Origin of the sequence: Pantoea sp. GbtcB22 (assembly GCF_019091025.1) — a bacterium.
Lineage (GTDB): Bacteria > Pseudomonadota > Gammaproteobacteria > Enterobacterales > Enterobacteriaceae > Pantoea > Pantoea leporis.
In genome coordinates this window covers 18,509-41,610 of record NZ_JAGXKB010000013.1, presented here as the reverse complement: position 1 = coordinate 41,610, position 23,102 = coordinate 18,509, and the positions used below count along the sequence as shown (strand labels likewise).

Here is a 23,102-nt window from a genome sequence, read left to right as displayed (position 1 = left end):
CTTTCGAGGCCCGGGGGATGCAAATCGGTAATCAGGACCACTCAGTGCGATTACGCCCGACGAATTTGATTAAACACCGGAGTCGTAGTTCTCATGACTCAGAGCCGATTCATGAGAAACGCAGTTATCGCCATTATCCATCCAGTCCATATTCAGCAGCACTGCAGTGTGCCGCGACCGCTGCGTCTACAAATCTTTAACTGAGACCTTTTTGTGTCCGTCGACACAGCCACCATACTTTTTTAGGTAAGGAGAAAATCATGAATGAGAGCCTGCGCTATAGCGCCTGGAGCGAGAGTGAAAGACAGTTCTACCGTCAAAAGGGGTATTGGGTAAATCAACCACTAGGGGAGCAGTTGCGACTTTGGGCCAGGCAGCAGCCTGGAAATATCGCTCTTGTCGCCGGACAAAACCACTTGCGTTACGCCGAGCTGGACAGCCTGGCTGATCGACTGGCAAGCGGATTTTTTGCCCGGGGTATCCGTTCCGGGGACAACGTGTTGGTTCAGCTTCCCAATACTATAGGCATGGTTGCTACGCTCTTCGCGATGTTTCGACTGGGTGCGCGCCCAATTCTGGCCATGCCGGGACAAAAGTCAGTGGATATTGATGCATTATGTAAACTGGCAGAACCCGTTGCGTGGCTATACCCGAATCGCTATCTGGGCAATGACTACCAAGCACTGTCAAAGGATATTGCTGCAAAGTATCCTGGTATGCTGTGCTGGCAGATAGATAACAGTGATGAATCTAACCCACTGATGCCTGACTTCCAGCAAAGCGCTGCGAATTTTCCCTTACCTGATTCAGAAGATATTGCACTATTACTGCTTTCAGGAGGCAGCACAGGTACACCTAAGCTTATTCCACGTACTCATGCAGATTACTTCTATAATGCGCGGACCATGGCGGAAATATGTTATCTCTCCCAGAAAAGCGTTTATCTAGCGACACTGGCTGTTGCACATAATTTTACTCTTTCATGTCCTGGGGTCCTTGGTACGCTGCTTTCCGGCGGTAAGGTCGTTCTTGCACAAACATCGGGTTGTGATGAAATCTTTCCGCTTATTGAGAAAGAGAAAGTCACCTTCACCGCACTGGTACCTCCACTGGTAAATCTTTGGCTTGAATGCAAAGAATGGGATGACAGTGACCTGTCCAGCTTGCAGCTGATTCAGGTTGGCGGTGCTCGTCTGGAAAGCACCTTGGCAGCAAAAGTGAAGCCGGCATTTAATTGTCAGTTACAGCAGGTTTTTGGTATGGCTGAAGGCTTAATTTGCTGTACACGTTTAGATGATAGTGATGACGTGATCCTGCATACACAGGGCCGTCCAATTTCAGATGCAGACCAATTACGTATAGTCGATCATAACGGGCAGACAGTACCACCAGAAACATCCGGCGAGTTGCTGACGCATGGACCATATACTATTGGTGGATATTACCGGGCAGAATCTCAAAACATCCAGGCATTCACTCAGGATAAATTTTACCGCTCAGGGGACATAGTGCGTTTCACCGAGGCGGGTAATATCCTGGTGGAGGGGCGGCTCAAGGAACAAGTTAATCGAGCAGGTGAAAAGATTGGTTGTGCAGAAATCGAGTCACTTATTGCCAGTTATCATGGAATAGTCGATTGTGTTGTGGTCGGTGTTGCTGATGAACGTCTGGGCGAACGTATCTGCGCATGTGTTAAGGCTGAGGTGGGTCTTACGCTCAGCGATCTACGTGTTTATCTTCAACAGAAAGGACTGAGCGATCATAAGCTGCCTGACCAGCTTCTCACGGTCAAAAGCTGGCCACTGACTGCCGTAGGCAAAATTGATAAACGTCAGCTCTCTTCTACGGCAGCGCAGCCCGTGGAAGGTGGAGTTTTCACCTCAGAATTAACTTTACAAGCGTCTCCACTTGATGTGCTCTATCACCTGCTTAAAAGCGAAAGTGAGTGTCACATTGCCTACGAGCGGGATGGAACCTGGGATGTGGGTATTGGAAGCCGCGCGCAAATATCACTGTTTCCAGAACGCGCAGTTCTCACCTTACCGGGTGTCGCCCCTCAAATCTGGCATGGCGGCAACTGGCAATCAAATCTTCAACAGTCCCTGGACGCATTACCTTTCAAAGATTGGCAAGCATACGGTGTCAGCCACTTCGAATTGTCCAGATTGATTCACGATGTGTTGCCGAAGCAGCTACCTGACGATACCCCTCTGTTGACACTATTTATTCCACAGATGCAGATAAAGCTGCATCCTAAAAGTGCTGAAATCACCACCCTCTCAGCCAATGCTTTACAACGGCTGGTGGCCCAGATTCATGATGCGGATCGTATAGCTGATATTCAGGCCGGTGAAAAAGAATGGCAGGAATTTGTAACGAAACAGGTCCGCGAGCAGGATGCGCATAATTATTGTATGCGAGTAGCCAATGCTGTGGATGAGATTCAGCAAGGTCTATATCAGAAAGTCATTCTTTCAAGACGTATATCACTGACTGAGCCTATCGACTTATTGAGTAGCTATCACTTGGGCCGTCGGAAGAATACTCCCGCCCGCTCGTTTATAGTCAGCCTTAACGACAATCAGTTTATTGGTTTCAGTCCCGAAACAGTTGTTGAAGTAGCGGAAACAGGTGAGGTAAGCACACAGCCGCTTGCAGGAACACGTGCGCTCAGCAACGATGAGTCAGAGAATAAGCGGTTACGTGAAATTCTTACCAGCGACACCAAAGAGATTGCCGAGCACGCCGTATCTGTGAAACTGGCGGTCGAAGAGCTGGAGCCACTGTGCATTCAGGGAAGTACTCACATTAGTGACTTCATGCATGTTTCCAAACGTGGTAGCGTGCAGCATCTTGCTTCCAGGGTGAGGGGTAAACTCAGTCCAGACTTGAATTGCTGGCATGCATTTGGCGCGCTTTTTCCCGCTGTGACGGCATCCGGCATCCCAAAACGACCAGCAATCGAGGCAATCGAGCGCCTGGAACCTTGCCCACGAGGCGCTTATAGTGGAAGTGTTTTTTTAATCAATAGCCGCGGTGAAAAGGATGCAGCGCTTGTACTGCGATCACTCTATAAACATGATGATAGGTATATCCTTCAGGCTGGTGCAGGAATAATTGATCAGTCATTACCAGAAAGGGAACTGGAAGAGACGATTGAAAAATTGCAATCAATTAGCCGCTTTGTTCTAAAAAAACGTTAAGGTCAAAAGTTAATTGGGTCTGGAGTCAGACCCAAACCCTGCGAACACCAGACAAAATTCATTAAGTGATAGCTTTACCATAAGCAATGCATGCAAACTCACGCTTTACCGGACCTTCTTGTTGGTATTCATCATAGCGGTACTGAGCAATGATCTGATTTTGCTGCTGTGCTATAAAGACTTGCTACCTCAATACTATAAAACTACATCTGATCCATTATCAGTTACAGTAAGACTGTGTAAGTTACTTTCCAAGTAAATTACGATTTCTTGGTCTGACTACTCTTGGTGTCCCTCGTATGGTGTAGCGACGTGACGTACATCTGGACAGGCAAGCGGTGGACGTACCTTGTAGTTGTTCACCACATGTTTGCAAGAAAGCCTGCGGGTTGGGCTGACCTGCACCCCAGTGATATATATAACAATCTGTTAGTAATATTTTTGTGACTCTTACCCCCGAACATGATTCAGGAATAACCGGCTTCAGGTAGATTGCTTATTCTGTCAACCGGCAGATTTTTCGGCGAATTCGGATGGGGTCATCCAGACCAGCGCAGACTGGGAACGACTCTGGTTACAGTGTATGCGCCAGGTTTCGATTTTGCACCAGGCATCCTCCATCGACATAAACCAGTTCACGTTCGGGCATTCCTGCCGCAGCCTGCCGTTGAATGATTCCACCGCGGCATTAACTGTGAGCGTACCCGGTCGTGAGAAGTCATCCGGATATCACGTTTGTCCCAGCATTTTTCTCGCAAATTCAAAACCATCATCTTTTTTCAGGTGCTATGGTAGCGTTCGCCTCAGCGCAATGTTATTCAGCATCTCAGCCACTTCTCAAGACCGCAGGTTCTGGCCCTCGCAGAGCTCCAGACACTCCCGCGTATAGAGATCGATTACCATCAGCAGGCGAAGCCAGCGCCCGTCAAACAACGCATCGGTGACAAAATCCATATGCCATACGTGGTTGGAATACAGCCCCTTCGGCTGAGGTTGGCGTTTATGCGCAGATTTATTGCGACAGGGGCGCTTTAACCGCAACGATAATCCCTGCTCGCGGTAAAGCTGGAAAATGCGCATGTGATTATCGCGCCAGCCTTCCCGTTTCAGAATGACGCGCACCCTGCGGTAGCCGTAGTGGACCCGATTTCGGTTATCTCCCTTATGCGCAGTCTTGGCGCGCTGTCGTCCGGCGCAACGGATCGGTAGCGAAACGAACTCCGGCTGATCTGCAGCGCAAAGCAGACCTGTCTTTTACTGGCACCGTAGCAGGTCTGTAAATCCCTAACCCACTCACACAGGGGTGCCAGCACGTCGTGCAGCATGCCAATGTAGAGACTCAGATCGGAAACCTGCTTTTTGAGGCGAAGATTTTCTTCCTCGAGCTGCCGCATGTGCCTAAGTTATGAATGAGAAATCCCGACGTACTTTTTTTGTCAGGTGAAAAACTTGGCATCGTAGATGCCCAGCTTACGTCAGATTTCAGGCACGGACGTACCCAGCTCAGCCTGATTCAAGGCAATGACAATCAGCTCTTAGATGAATCGTCACTTTTGGTCGGCACAACCTTCTCTCAGGGAAGTAAAAATCATGCCGAAATAGTGCTTGTGAGTGGAACAGGATTTCGGGTCAGGTTCACAACTCATGTAACGACAATATGTTCGAAACAGTGTATGTACCCAATGCAGTCATATGACCCGGTACAGTGGATCGTTTGAAATCATTCGCCCGGTACAGTGGATCATTTACTTTTCACTTTCCCGGCACAATGGATCATGTTCCCTATTTTCACTAACGTAGATGTCACTTTTTAAACCGTTCACCTTGAATTTAAGGCACGGTGAAAGCCATAGACATCTGATGATCCATTGTACCGGGTAAAGTTGTTCACTTAGTGGCCGTCTTGCTCTGCAGCTGAAATTACCCGTTACAGTGGACATAATATTTGTCTGTGGACACCCGCTTCAGTGGATGACACGCTTATACCGCTACCCTGTACAGTGGATCATGTAAAGTATCAAAGGAGTACACATTACCGAGTTGACCATTCCCTATAAAGCCCTTCGAGTTAGCGAGCACCAACTAACATAGTAATCTTACCGGAACTCATTATACGTTGAATGATTGAACAGTCCCTGCAACGCAGACCTGAAAAAAAGATCAACAAAGCTGCTTTCGTAAGATGAACACCTTCAAAGTAACCTAAAGCACCCGTTACAGTGGATCTGCGTGCAAGAAGTCGATCCACTGTAACGGGCAGACAGGCCTATGCTCATACACAGTAAAGGGTAATTAGCATTGATATGAGTGACACTGTGACAAATAAGTCACAAAGATCCACTGTAACGGGCAGGTCAGTTATCAAAATTAGTGGTGGCAGGTGAAAAGCGAGACAGCCCACCGATGACGGCAATCATTAAAGCGGGTAAGGAGACGCTCCACTGGACAGGGTGAATTACCCTTCACAGTGGATATCTACTATGAAGGGTGGATCACAGTTTGGGGTTGCGTTTAAGAATGTTGAGGACGTAGTCGCTGCCCTCTTTTTCGACGGAGTATTCCAGGAAGCCAATGTCATTGAGTTGCTGCAGAGCCTTTTTAATTGTGGCGTTCTGATTGCCCAGATGAGATGTCAGCTGCAGGCGTTCGCGTAAACGGTCAAAACCGATACGGTAAAAGTTCGGTGGCAATTCGGCCAGATACAGGTACAACGCCTGAGCTGATTCCTTACGGGAAAGTACCTGAAGAGCCTTCAGATAGAGCCGAGTTTTGCCATCTACCCGGTACAGTGTATTGAGCTTCTGATTGGGTTTAATAAAGATTTTGCCCGTGCTGCTGTCGTAGTAAGTCGATTCAACAAGGTGCATGTTTATGGTGATACGGTCGCCTGTGCCGGGGACTGCCTTAACAAAGCTTATGTTCGTACGCGCGATACGGGTAAGAGAAGCGTCAAACCGCTCTTTAAGCTGCTTATCAATGCGTTTGGTATCAAAGCCACAGTATTTGGCAAAGTCCGCGAAATTGAGCTCCAAATGATGATCCTTATCCATCTTTTTCGTGGACAAGGCGTAAACGATGCCGACCCAGACCTTAAAATCCGTATCCATATCGAGGCGTGGGCCATAAATCTGAATCTGATTGTATCCCTCACCCTCTACAATGGATAATCTGGAAAGAGAGTCTGTAGCATCTACGCTGTGGTTTTTTCGACCACCCTTCCCAGTGGATTTGAGAGTAGGGACAAAAACACCGAGGCGGAGCAGGACTTTTGGCTGGATCGTCTGACGAAGGTTAGGGATCAGATGTATAACTTCACCTGAATCTTTAACTTCCTCATTGATTACTAGCCCTAAATTACTGTTATCCATAGATATTCTTCATTTGTGACCAGTGGGGATAAGATCCTTATAGTACCCGCCATAGTGGATCAATTCCACCCGTTACAGTGTACTATTTCCCCGGTACAGTGGATCATTTACCCGGCACAGTGTATTCGATCCCCGGTACAGTGTATCTAGATCCTCTTAGAGTCCCGAAAACAGTGAGTTAGCGCGGATCCTATTCTTTATTGATCTCAACTTGATCCTAATATGATCTTATTATTTGATCTAATCGGTGGATAAGTACAAACACGCGCAACAACTAGACATGCTCGATGCGAGTTCACCACTGTTTCCAGAAAGTAGACAGCAGACCGATCTTTGCCATAATGTAAGTTCAAAAAAACACCACACAAAATGATCTTGAAAACAATAAATATTTGTAATAGCAGCAAATAAAAAAAATTTCAGAAAATCATAACATTTACAAAGAAAAGGACATTCGTAGAATGAACGTAATAAAAAAAATCTTTACTGACATTTGTACATTTTTGAATGATAATTTTAAAAAAACAAATTAGAATGAACACAGCGATGAAATTGATGGTAATAATGACAATTATAATACATTAACAGCTAAAATTGTTGACGACCCATCAATGGGAGAATATTTCAGGGCAATTAAATTTGCTCTGTCAAAGAATGAAGTTAAAAATATCGCAGTCACGGGTCCTTATGGAGCGGGGAAAAGCACTGTCATATATTCTTACCTCCGAAATAAGCATTCAGGAAAGTTTATCAATGTCTCACTTGCCAGCTTCGATATGCCTGAAAGCAAAACAAAAGAAGCAAGTTATCAGCAAGTTGAATTAAGCATCCTTCAGCAAATTCTTTATAAAGAAAACAGTGATGTGCTGCCTGATTCAAGAATAGACAGAATACTCAACAGAAATTCCAAGCATATCAGAGGAATTTTTTTCGCAATCATAAAATTCCTTGTACCTTCCGGTGTAGCTATTTCATTGATTTTTCATATGAAGTTAGCAGAATTATTCAGTATTCCTTCCTATATTGGCGAAAGAATCACTGAATACTATTACATTAATATAGGTCTTATATGCGCATTGAGCCTCTTATCGCTATACTATGTTGCCGATTCTGCATCCCGAGCCGGATTCTTTGATAAGAAAATTAAACTGAGCAAAATTGCTTTTTTAAGCGGAGAATTAGAAGGATCACAGGTCGAAAAATCATCGCTGCTGAATAATTGCCTTGATGAAATTGTTTATTTCTTCTCCAAGCTAAGCGAATACAGGGTAGTTGTATTTGAAGATCTTGGTCGCTTAAAAAATCCAGAAATTTTTATTAAATTACGTGAAATCAACAAGATAGTTAACAATAATCTTTCTGAAAATGACACACTAAGATTTGTTTACTCTGTCAGGGATGATGTTTTTTCAGAACCAGAATCAAGAACAAAGTTTTTTGACTTTATCATTCCTGTCATCCCTTACATGGATAACAAAAATGCTTACTCTTTACTTAATGATAAAATGGGACATCTGATTCCAGGCGGAAGACAGTGCCTCAAATTTACAGCCCATTTCATAAAAGATATGCGCTGCCTGCAGAATATTGCTAATGAATATCAAATATTCATTAGCAATGTCGGGCATCTTAACGTCCCTGTTAAGCAATATGCGATGATATTTTACAAGAACACATTCTCTCATGATTACAACCTCGCAGACAGAAAAATGGGTGTTCTGTATTCGCTGATTGAAAACTATAACAGTAAAACCTTGAATGTAGAGTATTTCAAATCTCTCGAAGAAAAGGAAAAAAAACTCATTGATGAAATTAAATCGATCAATGAAGAAAAAGCATCCTTCCCTGAAGATATTCGAAATAACATCATTAACCGTTTTATTCCTGAATCCGTAATGGCACATGTGAGCTTCGGTAGACTTTCTGATAACGGATATGGATCTAATATTCACACTATTTCAACGGAATCTTTAAGGAGTGATGACAAGACATTCATAGATATGCTGAATTACAACAATAAAATTATTATAGGTCAAAGAGATAATCTTACTAGCCATAATCATGAAGTCACTGCGACTGAGAGGAATGATCTGCTAAATGAATATTTGGCGCGTAAAAAAACAATCGGTGATGAAAAAAACAAACGATATATTGCTCTTCAGGCATCATTAAGAGATGCCAGAGAGATAATAAGAAGGCAGAATTCCATTCCTCTTTCTGAAGTAGTTAAATTGATCGGTCGAGAACAGTTTGGCATTCTTGCTGAGCAATATATTAAAGAAGCCTGCGAGCATACCCTGACGGGTAAAGAACAACGTCAGGCATTATTAAATGAAATGTGCAACAGGGGTATAGATGCACTTTATTTCCTAGTGTCTGAAAACTATATTGATCAAGATTTTATGCGTTACCGTTCTATCTTCCAGGAAGGAGGTATTACATCCTATGATAGCCGTTATATCATGAAAGTTGCGCAGGATATGGGTGTTACCGATGCCAACAAGATCAGTAAGCTTGATGGCGTTGAGCTTGTTATAGAGGAGCTTAGAGATTTAAACCTTATATTTAGACCCGGCGCCTTTCACTATCAAATCATCAATGAACTTCTCGAAAAAAAATCACCCGTTTTAGATGAAATGATTTCTTATTTATTTGGGTTGTCTGGCACACAAATTTTGAATGTATTTGACGAACTAAGAAAAAAATTCATCTCAACTGACACATTTAAAAAATTTCTATATGCCTCTCTGGATAAAAATACTTATCTGAGCCAGATACTTGATATTCTAGGTGATGCCGATGAAAACGACAGCCGTACTGGGATTATTGCCGAAATCGTTTCATCCGTCTCACCTGCAAGGGCTGAAGATGAAGTCTGCATTCGCCAGTTTATTGAGGCCGAAGGAAGCAGGATCATCTCTTCTCTTCAGGAAAGACAGGTTCCGGGCTTTCTCAAAAACATCACGAAGCTGGACGTTAAGTTCAGTGAACTTTTCATACCGCTCACAAGCATTGAGTCGGAGTGTATCTCACATGTTGGCAGGCAAAGTCTGTACGCGCTGAACTCACTCAACGTAGGTGTGGCGGTTTCTGCACTGCTGGAGAAAGACAACGTTTCTATTAAGGAAGGTCAGTCATATCCATGGACGCTGGCCAGAGATTATGTACCCGAAATGATGAGTTATTTCAGGCAGCATCCGGATGCCTTTGTATTTCACGTATTCAGCCAGTCTGATGAGAAAGGAGATACCGTCCGCGACGTGCTGTTGCTTGATGGGCTCAGCAACGATGTAAAACTCAGCGTCGTACGAGAAATGCCTTTCACTATAACTACTCTCATCGGCTTGCCTGACGAACCGCGTACCCTGCATGAAGAGCGTGAAATTTCATTCCACGATATGTTTTATCTCTGCGATCGGATTGAGCCCAACTGGGCGACGCTGATGGAATACATATACGAATACTGCGATATGGATATCCTGACCAGTTACCTCTCCCGACACGCTGATGACCTGTCCTCAGGCAGCCCTGGCGTTGTTGACGGAGACAAATACGATCTGCTTCATGTGAAAGTGGTATGCAATGATGCTCTTGATGAATCAATCTATCTTAAACTCATAACTAACATCGAGATTAACGTGTATCATCTTGATGAGCGCATAAGTGCAACCAACCTGAAGCGGCTTATTGATAACAATAAGATCGTGCTCAATGTGGATAATTTCAAACGTGTTTCTGAACTGCCAGTGATTAATATTGAGAATGATATCTCGCTGTTTATTTCCTGGTTCAGCTTCTTTTCAGAAGAGTTCCTGCTTCATACTGAATATTATACTTTGCGTGACGTAAATGATCGCGTCACCGGTCTACTGATGTCGAATATTATGAAGTCACCTTCATTCAGCATTCCGTTCAAAAAATCCCTTGCAGCTATATCTGATGAATATTATGTCGGCCTGCCCGTAATTGACTTAGACTTGCCAGAGGAAGTAAAAATAAATCTTCTTACCGTCACTAATAACCCAGATCTTAAGGATAATTTATTTAAATCACTTGTTCTCGGAGGATTAAAGGACAGAGAACAGCTGCGAGAGTGCAGTAGACAAACATCGGAGCCCGGGCTAGAAAAAATCTTCTACCGATTAACCGAGTCGACGTTCGATGCCGTAGACAGCAGCCGTATGCTCGACTTTTTGACGTTATTATCCGATGCTGGCCTGGTTCAGGATACAGAGCCACGCGGTGATGGTAAGTTTCACGTCAAAATCCCTCGCCATATTGTTGTGCCACCCGGAAAAGAATAAAGGTCGCGTCATCCTCAGTTGTGTATCGTCAGGCCTTTGCGCTTTCGGTCATTTCATGAAAGCCGCGCCAAGCGCCACTGCCGGCGTTTAAACCGGCGGTACTCATCCGACCCACTGGTTCCAGGCTGAGCAGGATCCCGCACGGATCTTTTTCCTACCTGTCCGGCAACTATCTGTTTCCGTTTTCTGGAATATTTGCTGAAAACGGAAAAAATGGATCCCAGCCGCCGCAGTGCGGGTTTTAACGTGGCCTCCGTCACCAAATCCGGCGAAAATAGCTCTATCAAGACGAAACGTCGCTACGTGAATTCTGGAAAAGTTTCCGGACCTTTCCCCTGCAGAATTCATGTAGCGTCGCTAGATAAACACAGAGTTAAATGACGCTTCCCACGCTAAGCACTCTAGCCACTCCAATCGCGCAGCCGGACTTCGAATGGGCGCTGGCACTGCGCGCCATGGCGACGGCCAACGCCGACCTCCCCGCTAACTGCTAACCCCTGAGATAGGCGCCCTGCTCCATCACGTCGCCGACTGGACGTAGCACGCGCTGATTAACACGCTCTGGAACACCGGCGTGCGTATCAACGAGGTGCGGGAGAAAAGCGCCAACTGCGTGGTGCCGCTCTTCGATCTAGCCTACGTTGACGATATGAGAAGGCCGTTTATGAGCTCTAGAGAGGAGTTTCAGTCTAACGCTTAGACAGACGAACGTCGCGCGCTGCCTGTCTAAGCGGATTTAGAACGCACGGTGCGTAACTGGCTGACCCGAGTTGTTGACTACGTAGCATGCGGCGGGTTCCGCCTCACAACCGAGCTGTCGCCACACACCTTCTTCCACAGCTTTGCCATACACATGCTCCACAACCACGCTCACCCCAAGAGCTCCAGGCACTGCTTGACCTCGAGAAATTTGATTCCACTGATGAGTATACGAAAGTGTTTGCGCTGGACATGCCAGCCGGGCAATGGTGTGGTTCAGGGAGCTGCCCTGGAGCTGCTGCGCACGACGACGGCGCCCTAGCGAGGCGGATATATGGCACATTTCTGCGGTGCAGATTTCATAAACTTTGCACTGAATAGCTTCATTTGCAAGTTTGGTGTTGCTTTGCATTAAATATCAAGATTTAATTAGTTTATGCAAAGTCAATAAGGAGAAGTGTGTGGGACTGATGAATACGCTGGACCAGTGCATCGCCGCCGGACATGAAATGACCCGCGCGATTGCCGTAGCGCAGTTTAACGATGACAGCCCAGAGGCACGTAAGATCACGCGACGCTGGCGCGTTGGCGAAGCGGCCGATCTGATTGGCGTTTCGCCTCAGGCTATCCGTGATGCCGAAAAGGTCGGCCGACTCCCCTACCCCGATCTGGAGATGCGCGGACGGGTGGAGCAGCGCGTGGGTTATACCATCGAACAGATCAATCACATGAGAGATGTTTTCGGTACCCGCCTGCGCCGGCCCGATGAAAGTATCCCTCCCGTAATTGGCGTGGCGGCGCACAAAGGAGGTGTCTACAAGACCTCCGTGTCGGTTCACCTAGCGCAGGATTTGGCGCTCAAAGGCCTGCGGGTGCTGCTGGTTGAGGGGAACGATCCTCAGGGGACGGCCTCCATGTATCACGGCTGGGTGCCCGACCTACACATTCATGCCGAAGATACACTACTGCCCTTCTACCTCGGCGAGCGCGATGACGCGTTCTATGCTGTCAGGCCGACCTGCTGGCCGGGGCTGGATATCATCCCGTCCTGCCTGGCACTACACCGTATTGAAACTGAACTCATGGGGCGCTACGATGATGGTAAGCTGCCTACAGAGCCCCACATGATGCTCCGGCTCGCCATCGAGTCGGTGGCACAGGACTATGACGTGGTCGTTATCGACAGCGCGCCAAACCTCGGGATCGGGACCATCAACGTGGTGTGCGCGGCCGACGTGCTGATTGTACCGACGCCGGCAGAGCTCTTTGACTACACCTCAGCTTTGCAGTTCTTTGACATGCTCCGCGACCTGCTGAAGAACGTCGACCTGCAGGGGTTTGAGCCGGACGTCAGGATTCTGCTCACTAAGTACAGCAACAACAACGGCTCGCAGTCGCCGTGGATGGAAGAGCAGATCCGTGATGCCTGGGGCGGCATGGTGCTCAAAAATGTCGTTCGTGAAACCGATGAGGTAGGCAAAGGACAGATAAGGATGCGCACCGTGTTTGAACAAGCCATCGACCAACGTTCTTCGACTGGCGCGTGGAGAAATGCGTTGGCCATCTGGGAGCCCGTCTGCAACGAAATCTTTGATCGCTTGATCAAGCCGCGCTGGGAGATCCGCTGATGAAACGTGCACCTATTATTCCAAAAGCATCGCCCTCTTCTTCTTCGCCAGCTCCTTCCGCTGCGCCTGCTGCCCCGATGGTCGATTCACTGATCGCCCGGGTTGGCAGCATGACCAAAGGGAATTCGATTATCCTCCCCGTGTGCGGACGAGATGTTAAGTTCACGCTAGAAACCGTGCCAGCCGGTCAGGTAGAAAAGTACACCAGCGTCTGGGGCGGCAATGAGCGTGTGCAGGCGTTTCTGACGGAAGAGGCCCTTGACGATCTCATCCCTTCATTCCTGCTGAACGGCCAGCAGAACCCGGCGTTTGGTCGTCTGGTCAAGGACGGGATAGAAGTGGCCGACGGCAGCCGCCGCCGCATGACGGCCATCCTGACGTCATCTGAATATCGCGTACTGACGGGCGATCTGGACGATGAACAGATGGACGCGCTGTGCAAGCTCGGCAATGATTACCGGCCCACCAGCGCATACGAACGCGGCAGGCGCTACGCGATGCGGCTGGAAAAAGAGTTTGCAAATAACATCTCTGCGCTCGCCGATGCAGAAGCCATTTCCCGTAAAGTCATTACGCGCTGCGTCAACACATCGAAGCTGCCACATGACGTGCTCTCGCTCTTCTCACATCCGGGTGAACTTTCGGCCAGGGCGGGTGATCAGTTATTCAAGGCATTTGAGGGCAAAGAAGCTTTGCTGAATGAACAGGCGCAGACCCTGATGGCAGGCCGCAAAAACGGCCTTCTTTATGATTCAGAAGAGATCTTGCAGGACCTGAATAAGGCGCTGACGAAAAGCGCATCTTTAGTCCGGGAGCCTGCCATTAAGAAAGATTTTGCGGCTGGTGCCTCGGTCCAGTATAAGGGCAATAAGGTGTTATTCAGTCTAGATAAAACCAAGGTCCCTGAGTCACTTATTGCCCGGTTTGAAGAACTGTTAACTCAGCTGAAGCACTGAAAATTTAGCTGGGACCACGGTCCCAGCGCTGGAACGTCGTTAACTCCTGGGACCGTGGTCCCAGCCTCCTTCAAGCATACAATCCACTGTACCGATTAATGTACGGCGCTGTACAATCCGTGCAGGTATACCTCTTCTCTCCCTGGGACCGCGGCCCCACTCTGCATTCCTGCCGCCCTTCTTATGCCCCGGCTCCCACTTCAGACTTTCATTTTCATGTTCCTGCCGATGAGCACAAAACGATACTGTTCCGGTCACAACGTCCCTTGTCAGGGCTATCTGCTCTGCTATGAGAACTCCGAATCATAATCGGTCCCAGCCAGGCACCGTGCATTTATTCCTTTAGTGGGGATACCCGGCTTACCTCCGATAAGGATAAGAATCTTGCGCTTGTTTGTGACTTAATCATCACTGCGGCATCAGCATGTTAGTCATGCTTGATTTCTATCTGGGACCGTGGTCCCAGTATCCAGTAAGACCTCATAGGATGTCTTACCGGATATCTAAAAAAGGTTTTTTGGCCGATGGGCCGAGGTATAACTTCTCCCAGCTGCGGCGAATGAGTCCGGGTTTCCACATGCGGACTTTCGATATGTACCATTCAGCATGCATGCTGATCACGGCCGAGGAACGATTCAAAATTCATCAGCCATTACATGTTGCCGTTTATTTGCGACACAAAGCACGACGGATGGTGGCGCCGTCAGTTATACGGTGTCTTAACCATGTCACTGTCAATTAACGCGTCGGCAGTATGCAACGACCCACTAACTGGGACCGCGGTCCCAGCAAGCGGTAAGACCACATTCTTGATTGATGTGCCGACATCGACACGCATCTTTGACTGGCAGACATTCGTTGCGCTTTCCTACCCGTGTGGTAACCGGGACCGCGGTCCCAGATAAAAAAATGCAGATTTCATATTCTAATGCCGTTCTCCAGTTTAACAATTCTGGTGGGAATATATGCTGAATCGTCCTGACACCTGAGGTTTGACCTTGTCGTAAACGGTGGTATAAAGCGGGGACAGCTCGCCTGGGACCGTGGTCCAAGTTACCAGAGCCTAGTAACTTTGATTATTCGATTCTTAGAAGGCCCTCTGCCTAACAGACTTTTGCAACGGGGATCAGCATCCAGTTTGTTGCCCATACCTCACTGAGCATCTCCTGCCTCATCCTCCATTCTGACTGCATACCTTTACCAGCAAACCCAATGTTGTATCCTCCTGTCCTGTTCATTTTATCCATCAGATTCATCAGCGCCTCACTGCCGGGACGCGAAGTTTCTTCATCCAACAGAATGAGTTGCACAATGCCGGTCGGTCTCAGCTCATCAAGCATGATGCCAGCTTTTGCGTAACGGAAGCCGGGCCGCCAGATGGTGTTGAGCGACTTTTGGCGGCCTCATTAATGTCACGGATGTCCTAAGTGCCCGACCCGCAGCCTAACATACGGCGTGCTGCCATAACCGGGCTGACCGGTATAAAAGGGTGACGTGCGGATAAAAACCGACACGTGATGTTAGCACTGCCGATCAGCAATCAGCTTTTCGCCAACGCGTTCTGTGTCGGTACAAATGGCTTGGCGTATCGGATCATAGATTGTAATACGTTCTCCAAAACTGCGGTTGGCAACGATTTGCTGCTTTGGCGGAGGGGCATTCTCCATCTCAATACAGGCTTCGCCGTTGAGCTCCCGCACAGTCCGTACCAGCGGGACGCTAAAATTTTTAAGGATTAAAATAGGGGAGGTGCGGGCAAGATCGAGCGTGGTTTAATGCCAAGAAGATTAAGTCGTTTGCCTATCCTTGAGCGAACACCCCAGATTTTCTCAACAGACTGTCTGGAAAGCATCGCCTCAATGCGACCGGGGTTATCAGGCGTTAATGCCAGCACGCGTGAAATTAAGGGCCATTCTTTGCCCGTTCACTGGGCAGATTTTGCGAGCGTTGTCGTTGTTGCCAGCCCTCAGCCCACAGCCAGGCCGGTGCACTGTAGGACGTGAGGAAGGATCATTCTGCCAAAGTTTTCATAGGTCATTGTCGTATCCATCCCCCGACAGTCACAGAACCCTTCGTCGACGGGGTAAACCACCAGCCGGGGAACCATCTCCTCATTGCAGGACATCATGCGTTTACTCATGGAATAATAATTCGCATAAATTGATGGAGATAAAGAGGATCTTAACGGGGTACTGCTGATGTTTAATCTTGGAGCAGGTTTCACCTATCTTAATGTATTTCTTAGCCTCTTTACTGCAAGCGATCACGCTGCCTTCTTTATTTGTAAGAATGTAGGCACGTGCATTACTCAGTGAAGGCTGGAAGGCATTCTTAACGCTTGCGTGAAACGAGTTCATACCGGTCAAGCCAAACACCTCAGTTTCTCCGTCGGGTGTATGAACAAAAAGGATCACGACGCCAACAATTTGCAGGGACTCTGGATCGGTCGTTATGATCAGATAGGCAGGATTTAGGGCTGAAGAACCGGACCGTGTGGCTTTATGAGCAGGCGCTTGAAGGTAAACTCACCAAAGCCCTCTGCAATATCAACGTCGGCGTACTCTGGTTTCCATAACCGAGCAACGATAAGCAGATCGCCCTCGTGAAGTCCGATATCCTGCATGCTGTTACTCTCAGCTTAAGGAGGAAGATGCTTGAACGAGGGGCTAGAAGATGTTCATTAAGATCCAGCTCCTGTTCGACATAGTCCTGCAAGATGGATGGGGACCAGCAGGGTACGCGCTTCAAAAAAAAGTGGCCTAAATCCGTGGAAAATTTTGAGGCGGATTGATTAGCCTGAGGGTGTGAAACATGATCACATCTCCTGTCAGTGTGCTGTATATAATTACAGTATCATTAACTGACTTTTACCACGCCGCAAGATGCTGGAGCGTAGGGGAGGGGGGATGTTAATTTTCACTAGCTCTGAAACGTCTCATATTATTTCGCAATGATTATTCAAAAAATAACCATTACGCATCGACCTTCCGCTGGCGGGCGGTGCAGCAGATTATCCACAGCTTTATTTGCCGGATGTGCAGCGCAGATGTGGATAATCCACATCACTGTTTTGTCTCAGGGTTAATTAGCCCTTTTAACCGGTAGCAGAATCGCAGAACTTTGGTGACGTATTCTGGGTGGTATCAGCACATCTGTGATTGCCATCAAGCGTCAGGAAACTTTGCAGGCGTACTGGCGATTCTCTGAAATGCATGTCGTGGGGTTTTTACCATTATGCTCATCAGTATGATTAGCTTTCGTTCTATGGAAGGTTTTGAATAAGAGACAGGTTATGGAGCCCACCTCTCCATTATCTTCTATGCCGAAGCTCTGTCTGGCGCCCCTTGGTGCATATGAACCTGAATCCTGACGGCTGACTTTACTCACAGTTGGCCGGAGGCGCGCACGCCTTTCCGGTTCTCTACCGCGTCACCCCGGCAATCAGATAACCGCGGCGGCCAGACTGCCCGCCGTTCTGAGGTGCAACGCCGTTTCGCTGCCGCTCAGCCACAGTTGCCGCTGCATCATGCTGTCCATTCCTTCAGTCATCACCGTTTAAGTCCTTTCTCCGGGGCTGAGACAAGCACAGGCGACCTGGTCGTCCAGGATGGGATGAACGCCGGGAAAATTTTTGTCCGGCCACTGCGTTAGACCAGAAAAAAATGTCCCCGGCGCCCCGGACGCCTGCCATCCCCCGCGCTGGTTGACGCCCTCGCGGCGAAGGATCTCAAACGGGTGAAGTGAATACCGGAGGATTGAACCAGCCGAGTTCCACAAAAACGTCAACACCGCGGCTCCCGAAACTCAACGGGTGATGGGGTGAACAACTCAGTTAGAGAGGAGAAGAAGTATGGCAGCACGAGGCGTCAATAAAGTCATTCTGGTCGGCAATCTGGGGCAGGATCCTGAGGTGCGCTACATGCCAGACGGCGGTGCGGTGGCAAACATCACGCTGGCAACGTCAGAAAACTGGCGGGATAAGCATACCGGTGAAAATAAGGAGTTCACAGAATGGCACCGCGTGGTGCTGTTCGGAAAGCTCGCCGAAGTTGCAGGGGAATATCTGCGCAAAGGCGCGCAGGTCTACATTGAGGGGCAGCTGCGCACCCGTAAATGGCAGGGCACTGACGGACAGGATAAATACACCACGGAAGTGGTCGTCAATGCCGGCGGTACGATGCAGATGCTGGGTGGGCGCGCCGGTCACACTGGTTCAACGGAAATGCCGGGAAATCAGGTTCCGCCATCGGACGCGGTTCAGAATCATACTGCGACTCGGGATAGCGCCAGCGGTAAAGGTGGCAAAGGAGGAAAGGGCTCGACCTGCCCGGCACAGCCGCAGTCAGCACCGCAGCCGCAATGGCCAGAGCCCGGAAACTATCCGCCACCGCCGCAAGACTTTGAAGATCCGATCCCATTTTAATTAAGACAGGTTCCGCGGAAGCGGAACCGTTAAGAGCCGCGACTACTCGAAGCGAGTGCCCTGGCGGAGCTGCAACTCCGCACAGGGTGTGACAATCAAATTATAACGAATCCGATATGTCAGTTATTCAGTCTAAAGATAATATTTGTGGCGGCAAGCTATCCCGCTATTACGGTCGGCTGGCTGGCGGTTATATGAGCAGCCACAGTGGTGAGATGACACGCTATGAGAGCGTGACGCTGCAATGCTTAATTACGTCTAGTCCGGGTGACTTTGAGCCCTGAAGCGCACGTGGCGAAGAGTTCCACCGGCGATTGTGTGGTGCCGTGCTGAATGCCCTGCAGCTCAGCAAAGTTTGGGTGATTGATTGCGAGTGCAGGGGGGAGTGGGGCGGCTTATTACCGGTAAGTCAGGGCCTGACGCACCGGAAAAACTGCGCGTCACAATCGATATAATGAGCCCGGAGAGCGATTCGCCTCTCTGGCATGGGCTTATATGGGCAATACCAGATCACACCAGACTCTACATCCTGAACATCGAATGTTTCGAGCTGCATAGGATTGGTGAGTTGCTGGTGCGGGTTGAAGAAATGGTGTCTGCACGTATCGCACCGGCGGAAATTGTGGCTGTATTGGGCAGAAAAGGAGGTCATGAATGCTCCCATCAATGATGATACCTGCAATGGCACCATGCATCCCCTGCAATGGCAAAAGGTATGTAGCCTGCAGAACGTAGCGGCAAATCCTTCGAAAGCCTTCAAAGCCGCTGGCCTCCAAAAAAAATCTGACAGCGCTCCCGCAACGGTTTCAGCATTACTGATGCTACTGAAGTTGTTTTACTGTCCAAAATCGCTGCGCGGGAACGTTCCGTGCAGGCGATGCAAAAACCTGGCGAACGCCTAGGAAAAGCTTATCTGCGAAGCAAAAACAGAGCTGGCCAGCCAGACTGCCTACACGTTACGGCAATCGTATTTGCACTGGCGTCGTTGTGGTGCACGGGTGAACGATCTCCCGGACATGACGTGGGTCTGGCGTCAGCTTACGCGGAGGTTCTGAGTAGAAAGAAGTTTCTGACATCTGAATCTCTACGTCTGTCCACAGACAGAATCATCAAACCGGTCAGACCTGTTAATTTTTTAGGACAGTTTGCCGATAGTGTTCAGGTCCTTCACGAGGGATATACATTGATGGCAAATTCGTATTGACGATGCTTAGCGGCATCGTCTTTTTTTAACAAAGAGCCCGCCTGTGCGGGTTTTAAACGCAATGCAACCCCGGGTGGCGAGGAAGGACAGGATTGTTACCCCCTAAAGGGGCTTAAAAATCTTCGCGAAGTTAATGTGTTAAGTTGGAACATACTTGTTGCTGAGGGACAATCAGGAATAACACGCATAGCCTGAGTACTATTTTAAACATAGGTTTACTGTAACGAGCCACCTTATATGAAGTCTTGACTGAGACTCACCCCGTGAGAGTTAAGTGGGTGCGTATTGAAAATACTGTTTAAATATCCATACTAAAAGTTTCCCTCTGGGTCATATGAGTGATAAAGTTTCACCCATAAGACCCTATGGAGGCGACATGTCTGAATTTGAATTACTGGCTCAGGATTTGCTTGAGAAGGCAGCAGCTGAAGAACAACAGCGTCAGGAAAATGATAAAAAACTCATCGGGCAGGTTCTGGAAATCTATGACCAGAAATATGTGGCTGAGCTGCTCAGAAAAGTCGGTAAAAACGAATGGAGTCGCGAGACGCTAAATCGCTGGATCAACGGCAAGTGCCCGCCGAAGTCGCTGACGTCAGCCGAAGAAGCGCTTCTGCGAAAAATGCTGCCGGAAGCGCCTGCGCATCACCCGGATTACGCTTTCCGGTTCATTGACCTGTTTGCCGGCATTGGCGGTATACGAAAAGGCTTTGAAGCTATTGGTGGCCAGTGCGTGTTTACCAGCGAATGGAATAAAGAGGCTGTACGCACATACAAAGCCAACTGGTTTAACGATGAGCAGGCACATACGTTTAATCTCGACATCCGGGAAGTGACGCTCAGTGATAAACCTGAAGTGCCCGAAACCGAGGCTTATGCCTACATTGACGAGCATGTCCCTGATCATGATGTACTTCTGGCAGGTTTTCCCTGTCAGCCGTTCAGCTTGGCTGGCGTGAGTAAGAAAAACTCGCTCGGACGGGCGCACGGTTTCGAATGTGAAGCGCAGGGAACGCTTTTCTTTGATGTGGCGCGCATTATTCGCGCCAAAAAACCGGCTGTTTTTGTGCTGGAAAACGTCAAAAACCTGAAGAGTCATGACAAGGGTAAAACCTTCAAAGTCATCATGGAGACCCTGGACGAGCTGGGCTATGAAGTATCGGATGCCGCAGTCATGGGCAAAAGCGATCCTAAAGTCATCGACGGAAAGCACTTCCTGCCTCAGCACCGTGAACGTATCGTTCTGGTCGGCTTTCGCCGCGACCGGAATATTCACAAGGGCTTTACCCTGTGCGACGTCAGTCGTTTTTATCCGGAACAGCGTCCGTCATTTGGCGAGCTGCTGGAGCCTGTGGTAGACAGCAAATATATCCTGACGCCAAAGCTCTGGGAATATCTCTATAACTACGCCAAAAAGCACGCGGCTAAGGGCAACGGTTTCGGTTTTGGCCTCGTCAATCCTGCGAACAAGGAAAGCGTTGCCCGCACGCTCTCTGCCCGCTATCACAAAGACGGTTCTGAAATTCTGATAGATCGTGGCTGGGATATGGCCACAGGTGAAACAGACTTTGCGAACGAAGAAAATCAGATGAACCGTCCCCGCAGGCTGACGCCGCGTGAATGCGCGCGCCTCATGGGCTTCGAAAAGCCTGACGGGAAGCCTTTCCGCATTCCGGTGTCTGACACACAGTCTTACCGGCAATTTGGTAATTCCGTTGTGGTACCAGTGTTTGAAGCGGTAGCAAGACTGCTGGAACCTTACATTCTGAAAGCCGTTTCAGCCGATGCTGCTAAGGCAGAAGACATTTGAGTGAATCTCCCGGCATGCTATGCCGGGAGATTAGTTAATTAAGGAAGAGCGGCGTAAAGACCTGTCAGCTCGGCAATAAATGCACCCAGCGTTATTAGTTCCTCCCTTACCGCTTCCGGATATTTTTTGTGTAATGAAGACGGCACGACCAGCCTGACTCCCTCCGCCTGCATTTCCCTGTACTGCGTCTGTGACACTCCCTCCTGCAGCGTAAACAGGTGAACCGGGGAAATTCTGTTGGCTTCATTCAGTATCTGGCGCCAGCGGTCTTTACAGGTGGTCTTGACTGCCAGCATACGCAGATCTTGTGCAGGAAACTCGTCATCGTGGTAGGCCTCAGCGGAGGGGAACAGAAAGTCCGGCTTTTTATTGCCCTCCGTGACAGCCTGCGTGGCAAAGTGTCGCAGCCCGTGCTCAATAAAAAGATGCTCCAGGTGCAGCTCAAGTGACTTTCCAGCCCGGGATTTGCGGCGATTACTGACTGAGTTGGCCAGCGCAATGAATTCATCCACTGTGCCAGATCCTTTCCGGATGATGTCCAGAACGTGGAGTTCCTCAACCAGCAGAAAAATGTCGTACTCGACGCGCCGGCGGTCAATAAGCTGCTCATCCGGATCATCGGAATGCTTCACATAATGGCCGGCGGCATACTCAATAATTTCATTTCCAGACGGAAAGCGCTGCTCCCAGCCCTCCGGGATAATGTATTTATGATTAACAGGTGCTTGCCGGAGAGACAGGCCGCCCAGTATTTGATCGGCAGGCCCGGATATAAGCGTGCCGGGGATGACTTCACCGATAGCAGTCTCGATAAGGTCCTCTTCGTCAGGGTTGACGCAGACCCAGATATCTACGGCGGTACTGTCTACACGGTGCTCATCAAGACTGAAAGCCAGAAGCGTCAGGGCTCCGGTATTTTCAGGGTCCTGAAGTGGGCTGCCTCTTCCCCAGCGAGTGATTCTTTTCTCATTCCGGGTTTTGCCAAAATGGCGATTATTGTAATAAATTGCTCTGGCTTCGCTGTCCGGGCAGTCATGCGATGACACATGTGCAGTGAGAAAGACTGAAGGGTTCAGTTCGCGCGTATGGTTGATAGACGGAAACAGTTTTTCAACCATACCGGAAGGGATATAAAGCCCGACCTGATGACCTCCTGTTGCGCCGGTGTCATTGGCGGAAAGGCGTTTTATATAAAGAAAGTAATTCCCGCCTGCGATCTCATGTAGCCAGTTATGAAAAGTTGACATACACATCCCTCTGTTGTCCTGAAATTCAATTCGCCATTTTTTCATAGTCAGACAAAAGCAGCCAGCAAGGCTTAAAGGGATTATTACTGTGCAACTTAAACCGACAGTTGTCAGGAAGCAGTAACGCTGCCCAGGCGGCCGCATCCTGTTCTCCGGCAAAGATCCACTCCGTTAACCAGCAAGCCGGCAAGCTCCGCCCAATCGTTAGAAGACGCGTTTCGGGTCTGATGGCAACTGCGAGCGCATTCAGGAAGCTGACT

Annotated in this window: 12 protein-coding genes and 3 pseudogenes; 9 read left to right on the top strand and 6 right to left on the bottom strand. The window is 48.6% G+C overall.

Annotated features, from left to right (window positions below; genetic code table 11):
- Positions 1-356 precede the first annotated feature (356 nt).
- Together KVT28_RS28170 and KVT28_RS28165 are read left to right on the top strand one after the other, a co-directional pair.
- Positions 357-1,850, top strand: a pseudogene (locus tag KVT28_RS28170) ((2,3-dihydroxybenzoyl)adenylate synthase); the annotation flags it as partial.
- 9 nt (positions 1,851-1,859) lie between these two features.
- Complete coding sequence (locus KVT28_RS28165; RefSeq protein ID WP_368734939.1) at positions 1,860-3,203, top strand: salicylate synthase; 1,344 nt, start codon at positions 1,860-1,862, stop codon at positions 3,201-3,203.
- Positions 3,204-3,707: 504 nt separating this feature from the next.
- Here KVT28_RS28165 and KVT28_RS24240 read toward each other — a convergent pair.
- Together KVT28_RS24240 and KVT28_RS24235 are read right to left on the bottom strand one after the other, a co-directional pair.
- Positions 3,708-4,744 (bottom strand): annotated as a pseudogene (locus KVT28_RS24240) (IS3 family transposase).
- 951 nt (positions 4,745-5,695) lie between these two features.
- On the bottom strand, positions 5,696-6,571 hold the full coding sequence (locus KVT28_RS24235; protein WP_254633640.1) for a RepB family plasmid replication initiator protein: 876 nt from the start codon (positions 6,569-6,571) through the stop codon (positions 5,696-5,698).
- Positions 6,572-7,182: 611 nt separating this feature from the next.
- Here KVT28_RS24235 and KVT28_RS24230 point away from each other — a divergent pair.
- From KVT28_RS24230 to KVT28_RS24220, 3 genes are all read left to right on the top strand, one after another.
- The gene (locus KVT28_RS24230; RefSeq protein ID WP_217550658.1) at positions 7,183-10,875 is read left to right on the top strand and encodes a hypothetical protein; all 3,693 of its coding nucleotides are present in this window, start codon (positions 7,183-7,185) and stop codon (positions 10,873-10,875) included.
- 1,160 nt (positions 10,876-12,035) lie between these two features.
- Positions 12,036-13,202, top strand: a complete 1,167-nt coding sequence (gene sopA / locus KVT28_RS24225; RefSeq protein ID WP_217550656.1) for a plasmid-partitioning protein SopA — start codon at positions 12,036-12,038, stop codon at positions 13,200-13,202.
- Positions 13,202-14,158 (top strand): ParB/RepB/Spo0J family plasmid partition protein, encoded by a 957-nt coding sequence (locus KVT28_RS24220; RefSeq protein WP_217550653.1) that lies wholly within the window; start codon positions 13,202-13,204, stop codon positions 14,156-14,158. The genes sopA and KVT28_RS24220 overlap by 1 nt, the downstream gene beginning before the upstream one ends.
- A gap of 1,103 nt (positions 14,159-15,261) precedes the next feature.
- Here KVT28_RS24220 and KVT28_RS24215 read toward each other — a convergent pair.
- From KVT28_RS24215 to KVT28_RS27890, 3 genes are all read right to left on the bottom strand, one after another.
- Positions 15,262-15,498, bottom strand: a complete 237-nt coding sequence (locus KVT28_RS24215; protein WP_217550651.1) for a DUF4113 domain-containing protein — start codon at positions 15,496-15,498, stop codon at positions 15,262-15,264.
- Between the two features lie 792 nt (positions 15,499-16,290).
- Positions 16,291-16,515, bottom strand: coding sequence for a hypothetical protein (locus tag KVT28_RS28245; protein WP_368734938.1), 225 nt, complete (start codon positions 16,513-16,515; stop codon positions 16,291-16,293).
- 113 nt (positions 16,516-16,628) lie between these two features.
- On the bottom strand, positions 16,629-16,781 hold the full coding sequence (locus KVT28_RS27890; RefSeq protein ID WP_254633639.1) for a hypothetical protein: 153 nt from the start codon (positions 16,779-16,781) through the stop codon (positions 16,629-16,631).
- 1,227 nt (positions 16,782-18,008) lie between these two features.
- Here KVT28_RS27890 and ssb point away from each other — a divergent pair.
- The 4 genes and pseudogenes from ssb (at position 18,009) to KVT28_RS24190 (ending at position 21,595) form a co-directional block, all read left to right on the top strand.
- Positions 18,009-18,581, top strand: a complete 573-nt coding sequence (gene ssb / locus KVT28_RS24205; protein WP_217550649.1) for a single-stranded DNA-binding protein — start codon at positions 18,009-18,011, stop codon at positions 18,579-18,581.
- 299 nt (positions 18,582-18,880) lie between these two features.
- Positions 18,881-19,036 (top strand): annotated as a pseudogene (locus tag KVT28_RS28240) (conjugation system SOS inhibitor PsiB family protein); the annotation flags it as partial.
- Positions 18,967-19,251, top strand: a complete 285-nt coding sequence (locus KVT28_RS28235; protein ID WP_368734937.1) for a conjugation system SOS inhibitor PsiB family protein — start codon at positions 18,967-18,969, stop codon at positions 19,249-19,251. The pseudogene KVT28_RS28240 and the gene KVT28_RS28235, both read left to right, overlap by 70 nt.
- 910 nt (positions 19,252-20,161) lie before the next feature.
- Positions 20,162-21,595, top strand: a complete 1,434-nt coding sequence (locus KVT28_RS24190; protein WP_217550643.1) for a DNA cytosine methyltransferase — start codon at positions 20,162-20,164, stop codon at positions 21,593-21,595.
- A 38-nt stretch (positions 21,596-21,633) separates the two neighbouring features.
- Here KVT28_RS24190 and KVT28_RS24185 read toward each other — a convergent pair whose 3' ends face one another.
- The gene (locus KVT28_RS24185; RefSeq protein ID WP_305801782.1) at positions 21,634-22,842 is read right to left on the bottom strand and encodes a type II restriction endonuclease; all 1,209 of its coding nucleotides are present in this window, start codon (positions 22,840-22,842) and stop codon (positions 21,634-21,636) included.
- Positions 22,843-23,102 lie beyond the last annotated feature (260 nt).